Annotated in this window: 11 protein-coding genes; 10 read left to right on the top strand and 1 reads right to left on the bottom strand. The window is 69.9% G+C overall.

Annotated elements, in window-relative coordinates; translation table 11 throughout:
* The 8 genes from VET29_RS36080 to VET29_RS36045 all read left to right on the top strand — a co-directional run.
* The coding region (locus VET29_RS36080) for an ATP-binding cassette domain-containing protein (RefSeq protein ID WP_324929312.1) at window positions 1–406 on the top strand (406 nt) is incomplete at its 5' end.
* A complete protein-coding gene (locus VET29_RS36075) occupies window positions 399–1,313 on the top strand; it encodes an ABC transporter permease (protein ID WP_324929310.1) in 915 nt (304 codons plus the stop codon). The genes VET29_RS36080 and VET29_RS36075, both read left to right, overlap by 8 nt.
* The gene (locus tag VET29_RS36070) at window positions 1,310–2,050 is read left to right on the top strand and encodes a sirohydrochlorin chelatase (protein WP_324929308.1); all 741 of its coding nucleotides are present in this window, start codon (window positions 1,310–1,312) and stop codon (window positions 2,048–2,050) included. The genes VET29_RS36075 and VET29_RS36070 overlap by 4 nt, the downstream gene beginning before the upstream one ends.
* Before the next feature lie 143 nt (window positions 2,051–2,193).
* The gene (locus tag VET29_RS36065; protein ID WP_324929306.1) at window positions 2,194–2,817 is read left to right on the top strand and encodes a cyclase; all 624 of its coding nucleotides are present in this window, start codon (window positions 2,194–2,196) and stop codon (window positions 2,815–2,817) included.
* Between the two features lie 153 nt (window positions 2,818–2,970).
* Window positions 2,971–3,558, top strand: a complete 588-nt coding sequence (locus VET29_RS36060; RefSeq protein ID WP_324929304.1) for a toll/interleukin-1 receptor domain-containing protein — start codon at window positions 2,971–2,973, stop codon at window positions 3,556–3,558.
* A 1-nt stretch (window position 3,559) separates the two neighbouring features.
* On the top strand, window positions 3,560–4,888 hold the full coding sequence (locus VET29_RS36055) for a tyrosine-protein kinase family protein (protein WP_324929302.1): 1,329 nt from the start codon (window positions 3,560–3,562) through the stop codon (window positions 4,886–4,888).
* A 15-nt stretch (window positions 4,889–4,903) separates the two neighbouring features.
* Complete coding sequence (locus tag VET29_RS36050) at window positions 4,904–5,308, top strand: hypothetical protein (RefSeq protein ID WP_324929300.1); 405 nt, start codon at window positions 4,904–4,906, stop codon at window positions 5,306–5,308.
* Between the two features lie 83 nt (window positions 5,309–5,391).
* Window positions 5,392–6,165, top strand: coding sequence for an enoyl-CoA hydratase-related protein (locus VET29_RS36045; RefSeq protein ID WP_324929298.1), 774 nt, complete (start codon window positions 5,392–5,394; stop codon window positions 6,163–6,165).
* 70 nt (window positions 6,166–6,235) lie between these two features.
* Here VET29_RS36045 and VET29_RS36040 read toward each other — a convergent pair whose 3' ends face one another.
* The gene (locus tag VET29_RS36040; protein ID WP_324929296.1) at window positions 6,236–6,493 is read right to left on the bottom strand and encodes a hypothetical protein; all 258 of its coding nucleotides are present in this window, start codon (window positions 6,491–6,493) and stop codon (window positions 6,236–6,238) included.
* Between the two features lie 68 nt (window positions 6,494–6,561).
* Here VET29_RS36040 and VET29_RS36035 point away from each other — a divergent pair, with 68 nt between their 5' ends.
* Together VET29_RS36035 and VET29_RS36030 are read left to right on the top strand one after the other, a co-directional pair.
* On the top strand, window positions 6,562–7,524 hold the full coding sequence (locus VET29_RS36035) for a zinc-binding dehydrogenase (RefSeq protein WP_324929294.1): 963 nt from the start codon (window positions 6,562–6,564) through the stop codon (window positions 7,522–7,524).
* Entirely contained in the window at window positions 7,521–7,949 is a 429-nt protein-coding gene (locus VET29_RS36030) for an HD domain-containing protein (RefSeq protein WP_324929292.1), read from the top strand. Before VET29_RS36035 ends, VET29_RS36030 begins: the two co-directional genes overlap by 4 nt.
* The last annotated feature ends 142 nt before the right edge of the window (window positions 7,950–8,091 follow it).

Raw genomic sequence — 8,091 nt, 5'->3', positions numbered from 1 at the left:
GGAGCTGGTGCGGCTGAACGGAGTCGGCGACAAGCGGCCGCACGAGCTGTCCGGCGGCATGCGCCAGCGTGTGGCGCTCGCCCGCGCGCTGGCGTCCGCCGTGGACGGTGACGCGAACTCCCTTCTGCTCATGGACGAGCCGTTCTCCGCGCTCGACGCGATCACGCGCGACGTGCTCCAGTTGGAGCTGTTGCGCATCTGGCGGGCCACCGAGACCGCGGTCCTGTTCGTGACGCACGACGTCCGCGAGGCCGTGCGGCTCGGGCAGCGCGTGGTGCTGCTGTCGTCGCGGCCGGGGCGCGTGGTGACCGAGTGGGACGTCGCCGACCTGAACCCGGCGGCGCAGGCGGCCGTCGTGGACGAGATCAACGGGCGCCTGCACGAGGTGATCAGCGACCATGCCTGAGCGCGCGGGCCAGATCGATACCGAGCCGACGGACGCGGTGGTGGAGGACACCGCGTCCGTCGGCGCCGGTCTCGACGCGCTCGACACCCCGGCACAGTCCACATCGGACACCCGGAGCTGGGGCCGCCGGTTCCTCAGCCAGGCGTGGCCGCCGATCCTGGTGCTGGTCGTGGTCGTCGTGATCTGGCAGGCGCTGTGGGCGGCCGCGTTCTGGCCGGAGTACAAGCTGCCCGCGCCGGCCGACGTGTGGGCGGCGATCTGGAAGATCACCTCGAACGGCGACCTCCTCGGCTTCCTGTGGGTTTCCGTGCACCGCGCGGTGATCGGGTTCGTCGTGGCGGTGGTCGTGGCCATCCCGCTCGGCCTGCTCATCGCGAACTTCAGCCTGGTGCGGCGCGGGATCGGGCCGATCGTGTCCGGTCTGCAGAGTCTCCCGTCGGTGGCATGGGTGCCGGCCGCGGTCCTGTGGTTCGGCCTGACCGACGCGTCGATCTACTTCGTCGTGCTGCTCGGCGCGGTGCCCTCGATCGCGAACGGGCTCGTCTCGGGCATGGACCAGATCCCGCCGATCCTGCCGCGGGTCGGGAAGGTGCTCGGCGCGGGCCGGTTGGCGTCCGCGCGGCACATCCTGCTGCCGGCCGCGCTGCCCGGGTTCCTCGGTGGGCTCAAGCAGGGCTGGGCGTTCTCGTGGCGCTCGCTCATGGCGGCCGAGCTGATCGCGACGTCGCCGCAGCTCGGTGTCGGGCTCGGCCAGTTCCTGCACAACGGGATGTCGCTGTCGGACATGCCGATGGTGATGGCGGCGATCATCCTCATCCTGTTCGTGGGCATCGGGATCGAGCTGCTCGTGTTCCGGCCGCTGGAGCGGACCGTGCTCCGTGCCCGCGGGCTGACTGGAGCGGCGTGACTCCTCCCCTCATCGCCGTGGCGCACGGCAGCCGCGACCCACGCTCGGCCGCGACGATCGCCGGGCTGCTGGACGTGGTGCGTGCGCGGCGGCCCTATCTCGACGTCCGCGCCGCGTTCCTGGAGCTGTCCGCGCCTCGGGTGCCCGACGTGCTGGCCGCGGTCGCGGCGGAAGGGCACCGGCACGCGGTGGTCGTGCCGTTGCTGCTCGGGTCGGCGTACCACGCGCGCGTCGACCTACCGGGGTTGGTGACCGAGGCGCACGCCAGGCTGCCTCGGCTGTCGGTGCCGGTGTCCGGGGTGCTCGGCCCGGACGAGCGGCTTTCCACGGTGGCCCTGCGCAGGCTGGCCGCGACGGGTGTGTCGCTCGACGACCCGTCGCTCGGGGTGGTCCTGGCGGGTGCCGGGTCGTCGCACCCGCCGGCCAACGCGGCCGTCGCGGCGGTCGCCAGGTCGTGGGCGCGCCGGTTCCCGGTCGCGGGGGTGCGGGCGGCGTTCGCGTCGCAGGCCTCGCCGTCGGTGCCCCAGGCCGTCGCCGCTCTGCGTGCTCGTGGCGCGCGGCGGATCGCGGTGGCGTCGTGGTTCATCGCGCCGGGCCGGCTGCCGGACAAGGTGGCGGCAGCGGCTGGTCCCGGTGTGGTCGTCGCGTCGCCGCTGGGCCCCGCGCCGGAGCTGGCCGAGCTGGTCGTGGCGCGGTATCTGGCGGCCGCGGCGGAGCGGTCAGTCCAGTACGCCTGACCTGCGGAATGTACTCGGTCGCATACCTTCGGTAACCATTGCCTCTTGACGAGGGTACCTACTCACCGGTAAACAAGTGATTGTCGCGACATCCCCCGGTACCGGAATCTCTTACCCTGCAACGGTTCCGAAGGTGGAGGACAATGAAGTTCGCCCTGCTCAAAGCTGGCACCGCCGTCCTTGGTGCGGCCGCGCTGGCATTGGTGAGCGCCCCACAGGCGCTCGCGGCAACCGACATCAACTACGACTGCCAGGCCAGCACCCCGCTCGGCCCACAGACGAGCGCGCTGACCCAGACGGTCGACGCGACCGCACCGGCGACCGTCGCCCCGGGCGGCTCGTTCGACGTGGTCGTCGACCCGGCCGCGGGCCAGGTCCCGACCTCGGCGGCCGGCTTCACCATCAAGAACGTGAACACCTTCACGCTCAAGGTGCCGGTCCCGGCGAACGCCACGTTCGCGGGCATCGCCCTGGCTGGCGGGTCCAACCTGGGTGGCACCCCGACCGCGACGCAGTCCGGCGGCGTGATCACGATCAAGTTCCCCGGCCCGATCGCGGGAGGCTCGACGTACGAGCTGCCGACGATCACCGCGCACCTGACGGCGGGGCCATCAGGTGTGGTCACGTCCACCCTGGGCGGGACGAGCTACAGCAACCCCGGCCTGACCTTCAACACGGTCGTCTCGACGTTCCTCGGCAACATAACGGCGCCGACGTCGTGCTTCCCGAACCCGAACCCGGTGCTCACGTCGACGACGATCGGCTGAGCGGAAACCGGTATCACACGTGTGGCGTTCCCCCTCAACGGCGCGGGGGAACGCCTCACTTTCTGTCCTAGTTCTGTCAACTAATACCGCAACCCCGTCATTTATGCTTTCCAACGCAACGTCGATCGTGTCGAGGAGAGCGGCGGGGGCGCGGTGACCGACTACGAGTTCGACGTGTTTCTCAGCTATTCCCGCAAAGGCGGTTCACCGGGCTGGGTGCACAACCACTTCTTCCCGCGGCTGCGCGACTGCCTCACCGACGAGATCGGCGACGTGCCGAGGATCTTCGTCGACCAGGACATGAACCCCGGCACCGTGTGGACGGCCGACCTCGAACGTGCGCTGGCCAGGTCCAAGATCCTGGTGTCGGTCTACTCGCCGCAGTACTTCCGGTCCGACTGGTGCGTCGCGGAATGGCAGTCGATGGCGGAGCGGGAGAAGCTGCTCGGCCTCGCCTCCCGCGACCTGACCCGGGGCCTGATCATTCCGGTGCTCTACTCGGACTCGGCCAACTTCCCGGACTACGGCAAAGATCGAATGTGGCACGACATGAAAGGGTTGGACAGCCCGGATCCCATGTTCCAGCAGACGCAGGACTGGCTGAAGTTCCACAACAAAATGCGCATAATCGCGGCCAATCTCGCGGATCTCCTGGAAAAGGTGCCCGTTTGGCGACCGGACTGGCCAATTATTCGTCCGGCCGTGCCCATCCCACCGGCCACGAAGTTCCCGGGATGGTGACATGGACGGCACGGTCATCACGTTCTACTCGTACAAGGGCGGCGTGGGGCGCAGCTTCACGCTGGCGAACGTCGCGATCCTGCTGGCACGCTGGGGACATCGCGTGCTCACGATCGACTGGGACCTGGAGGCTCCCGGGCTGCACCAGTACTTCGCCCCGCTGCTGACCACCCCGCCGGCCACGGGACTCGTCGACCTGGTCGACGACTTCACGACCGGGGCCGTCCGTGCGACCGAGCACTACGTCACCCACCTGAACGCCGCGGACGGCGTCGTCGACCTGATCGCCGCCGGCCGCAAGGACGGCGAGTACGCGCGGCGCGTGCAGAACACCGACTGGACGGCCCTGTACGAGCGGGGCTTCGCCGACGTGCTCGAGGACCTGCGCAAGGACTGGACCACCGACTACGACTTCGTCCTGATCGACAGCCGGACGGGCTGGGCGGACATCGCGAGCATCTGCACCGCGCACCTGCCGGACCGCCTGGTGCTGGTGTTCACGGCGAACGAGCAGAGCATCAGCGGCGCGGTCGACGTCGCGAACCGTGCCAACGAGGTGCGCGACCGGATGCCGTACGACCGGCCGAAGCTGCGCGTGCTGCCGGTGCTGTCCCGGTTCGACAGTCGCGTCGAGTACCGGCGGGCGGAGCAGTGGTACCAGACCTGCACGGACCTGACCACGCCACTGTTCAGCAACTGGCTGGTCAAGCACGTGCCGCCGGCGCTGATGCTGCGGCACCTGACGCTGCCGTACGTGTCGTACTGGAGCTTCGGGGAGCAGCTGCCGGTGCTGGAGGAGGTCATGCCGTCGACCGACCAGATCGCCTACGCGCTGGAGACGGTGGCCGCGATCGTGGCACACCGGTTCGACCGCAGTGACCTGCTGGCGGACAACCGGGACGCGTACGTGGCGGCCGCGCAGGGGCAGGCGCGGACGTTCGAGCTCGACATGCTGGTGAGCAGTCCGCGGTCGGCGGAGCGGGTGGCCGCCGAGCTGGTGACCGCGCTGGAGCGGTGCGGCATGCGGGCGAGGCGCTCCGTGTCCGGCGACATCGACTTCCTTGGCACGAAACGAGACACGGCAAGGCATCTGTGCCTGCTCATCGACGACAAGGTGAGCCGCTGGCAGACCGCCGAGGCCGAGTGGTTCCTGCGGCGCACGCTGGTCGCCGGGGACCGCAGGCTGTTCCCCGTGCTCACCCCGCTGACCAACGCCACGCCGTTACCGGGCTTCCTCCGCAACATCCGCCGCTTCGAGATGAGCAGCCTGCGCAGTCCGACCCGGGTCGCGGAGCAGCTGTGCGACGAGGTCGCGGTGGAGGGCGTCTAGAAAACCGGAGGGGTCATGAACGAGGAGCTGGGGAGCGACCACATCTCGGCGTTGTTCGCGCTGATGGGCGCCGCGCGGGGGATATCGAACAACGAGCTGGAGGAACTGGCCGGGTTCAGGATCGACGGCGAGCTACGCAGGACCCTCAACCGCCGGCACCTGGTGGCGAGCACCCGCGAGGGCAACAAACCGTACGTCCACGAGCTGACCGACGCCGGCTGGAAACGCTGCGAGGCGGAGCTGGCCGGCGGCCGCCTGAGATCGTCGAGGTACCTGCCCGGCGCCCTCTACATGGTCCTCGACGGCCTCGGCCACTACCTGCAGCGCGAACAGAAGCCCCTCGCCCACGTCTTCTGCCAAGAACTGCCGCACGACCACACCGACTCGAAGGTCATCCACCTGCACCGCCGCCGGCGCTGACCGGGAGGTGGCAGCCGCCGAGCACGCCGTTCCGGCCGGGTTCCGGGTCCCCATCCGGTACGCGCCTCGCTAGTCTCACCGGCATGGCTGAGCTGGTGCACTACACGGTCGACAAGGGCGTCGCGACGATCACCCTGGACTCGCCGCACAACCGGAACGCGCTGTCCGCGCAGCTGCGGGGGGAGCTGCGGGACCACCTGTCCACCGCGGCGGACGACGACGCCGTCCGCGTGATCCTCCTCGACCACACCGGGCCGGTGTTCTGCGCCGGGATGGACCTCAAGGAGGCGGGCAGCCCGGACTCCAGCACCGCCGGTGTCAACGAGTTCCCCGAGATCCTCACGCGGATCTGGACCAGCGCCAAGCCTGTCGTCGCCAAGCTCGCCGGGCCCGCCCGCGCGGGTGGTGTCGGCATCGTGGCCGCCGCGGACATCGCGGTCGCCGTCGACAGCGCCACGTTCGCGTTCACCGAGGTGCGGCTCGGGCTCGTGCCGGCCGTGATCTCGGTGACGGTCCTGCCCCGGCTGCTCCCCCGCGCCGCGCACGAGCTGTTCCTGACCGGTGAGTCCTTCGACGCCACCCGGGCCGTGGCGATCGGGCTGCTCAACTCCGCGGTCGCCGCCGCCGACCTGGACGCCGAGGTAGAGCGCTACACCGGTCTGCTGGCGCTCGGCGGCCCGACCGCGCTCGCCGCCACCAAGGAGATGCTGCGCCGGGCGAGGTCCGCGGACCTCGCCGACGACTTCGAGGACATGCTGGAGCTGTCCGCCGGGTTCTTCGCGGGCGCGGAGGGCCAGGAGGGCATCCGCGCGTTCGCCGAGAAGCGGCCGGCCCGCTGGGTTCCTAGGAACGCGTGACGTAGTAGCCGACGAGCACGAGCAGCATCAGCCCGACCAGGGCGAACGTGATGCGTCTGGTGGATCCCATCTACGAGGTGACCGAGTCGACCAGGTCCTCGGCGCGCTCCTCGGTGTCCTCCAGCTCGCCGGCGGGCGCCTCGCCGCCGATCGGCTCCTCGTCACCGGGTGCCGGCCCGAACCAGGTGGACGCGTGGTCGACGGTCCTGTCGATCACCCAGGCCACCCCCACACAGAACGGCCCGAGGAAGACGACGACGAGCGCGAACTGGAGTGGGAAGGCGAGGCCGGCCACCCACAGCTCGACGCCGTTCCACCATTCCGCCATGACATCGAGACTAGACCTGCACCACCTTCCTGGTTCGCGGGATGGCCGAACTGGGTAACTTGGACCTCATGTTCGCCGTATACGCAGCAGAGCCGAACCCCGAGAGTCCCCTGGACGCGTTGCGGGTCGGCGAGCGGCCCGATCCGGACGTGCCGGACGGCTGGGTCGCGGTGTCGGTGCGGGCTGGCAGCCTGAACATGCACGACCTGTGGACGTTGCGCGGGGTCGGCATCAAGGCCGAACAGTTCCCCATGATCCTCGGCTGCGACGGCGCCGGTGTGCTTGCCGACGGCTCCGAGGTCGTGCTGCACAGCGTGATTGGCGACACATCTTTCGGGGACGAGACGCTGGACCCGAGACGGTCACTGCTCACGGAGAAGCACCAGGGCACGTTCGCGGACACGGTGGTCGTGCCGGCCAGGAACGTCCTGCCGAAGCCCCGGTCCCTCTCGTTCGCTGAGGCGGCCTGTATGGGGACCGCGTGGCTGACCGCCTACCGCATGCTGTTCAGCCGTTCTGGCTTGCGACCTGGACAGTCGATGCTGGTGCAGGGTGCGTCCGGCGGGGTGTCGACCGCGCTGGTCGCGCTCGGCAAGGCCGCCGGCATGCGGGTGTGGGTGACGGGCCGGACCGAGGAGAAGCGCGCGCTGGCGGTGTCCCTCGGCGCGGACGACGCGTTCGAGACCGGCGCCCGGCTACCCGAACGGGTGGACGCGGTGTTCGAGACGGTCGGCAAGGCGACCTGGGGTCATTCGATGAAGTCGCTGAAGCCGGGCGGCACGATCGTGGTGTCGGGTTCCACGAGCGGCGCGGATGCCAACGCGGACCTGCAGCGGCTGTTCTTCATGCAGCTGCGCGTGGTCGGCTCGACCATGGGCAACCGCGCCGAGCTGGCCGACCTGCTGGCGTTCTGCGACCTCAAGGGCCTACGCCCGACGATCGGGACGGAGCTGCCCATGGCGGAGGCGAAGGACGGCTTCGAACAGATGCTCGCTGGCGAGACCGCAGGCAAGGTTGTGTTCACACGATGAGGACGTTCACGCTGGACGAGGCCATCCAGGTCGCGCGCAGGGCCCACGAGGGCCAGCTCGACAAGTCGGGCCGCCCGTACATCGGCCACCCGCTGCGGGTCATGGGCTCGCTGCGTGGCGAGCACGAGCGGATGGCCGCGGTCCTGCACGACGTGGTCGAGGACACGTCGGTGACGCTGGCCGACCTGAAGGCGGCGGGCTGCCCGGACGAGGTCCTGGCCGCCGTGGCCGCGATCAGCAAGCAACCGGGCGAGGACCAGGCTGCGTACCTGGCCCGGGTGTCGGCGAACCCGATCGCGCGGGCGGTGAAGCGTGCCGACATCGCGGACAACATGTCCCCGGACCGGCTGGCTCGCCTGGACGCCGCGACACAGGAACGCCTGCGCGCCAAGTACGAGTCGGCCCTGCGGCAGCTGGGCGACTAGCGTCCCGCGCCGGAAATGCGGTGATCAAGTCGGTGGATCCAGGTTTCTGCTGGCAAGACGCCGGTTCGCCCTCGTACTGGGTCGTACTTGGGCGAACCGGCAACGCCGCCAGCGGGAAGCTGGGCCGCCGAATTAGTTGCCT

Source organism: Actinophytocola sp. (assembly GCF_035634895.1).
Classification (GTDB): domain Bacteria; phylum Actinomycetota; class Actinomycetes; order Mycobacteriales; family Pseudonocardiaceae; genus Actinophytocola.
Note: the sequence above shows the minus strand (reverse complement) of the source record. Positions and strands in the feature narration are given on the sequence as shown.

Bases quoted from the DNA above. Each gene is read 5' to 3' on its own strand.
- VET29_RS36075 (WP_324929310.1), top strand. From the start codon at position 399: ATGCCTGAGCGCGCGGGCCAGATCGATACCGAGCCGACGGACGCGGTG.
- VET29_RS36055 (WP_324929302.1), top strand. From the start codon at position 3,560: ATGGACGGCACGGTCATCACGTTCTACTCGTACAAGGGCGGCGTGGGG.
- VET29_RS36030 (WP_324929292.1), top strand. From the start codon at position 7,521: ATGAGGACGTTCACGCTGGACGAGGCCATCCAGGTCGCGCGCAGGGCC.
- VET29_RS36050 (WP_324929300.1), top strand. From the start codon at position 4,904: ATGAACGAGGAGCTGGGGAGCGACCACATCTCGGCGTTGTTCGCGCTG.
- VET29_RS36035 (WP_324929294.1), top strand. From the start codon at position 6,562: ATGTTCGCCGTATACGCAGCAGAGCCGAACCCCGAGAGTCCCCTGGAC.
- VET29_RS36045 (WP_324929298.1), top strand. From the start codon at position 5,392: ATGGCTGAGCTGGTGCACTACACGGTCGACAAGGGCGTCGCGACGATC.
- VET29_RS36040 (WP_324929296.1), bottom strand. From the start codon at position 6,493: ATGGCGGAATGGTGGAACGGCGTCGAGCTGTGGGTGGCCGGCCTCGCC.
- VET29_RS36065 (WP_324929306.1), top strand. From the start codon at position 2,194: ATGAAGTTCGCCCTGCTCAAAGCTGGCACCGCCGTCCTTGGTGCGGCC.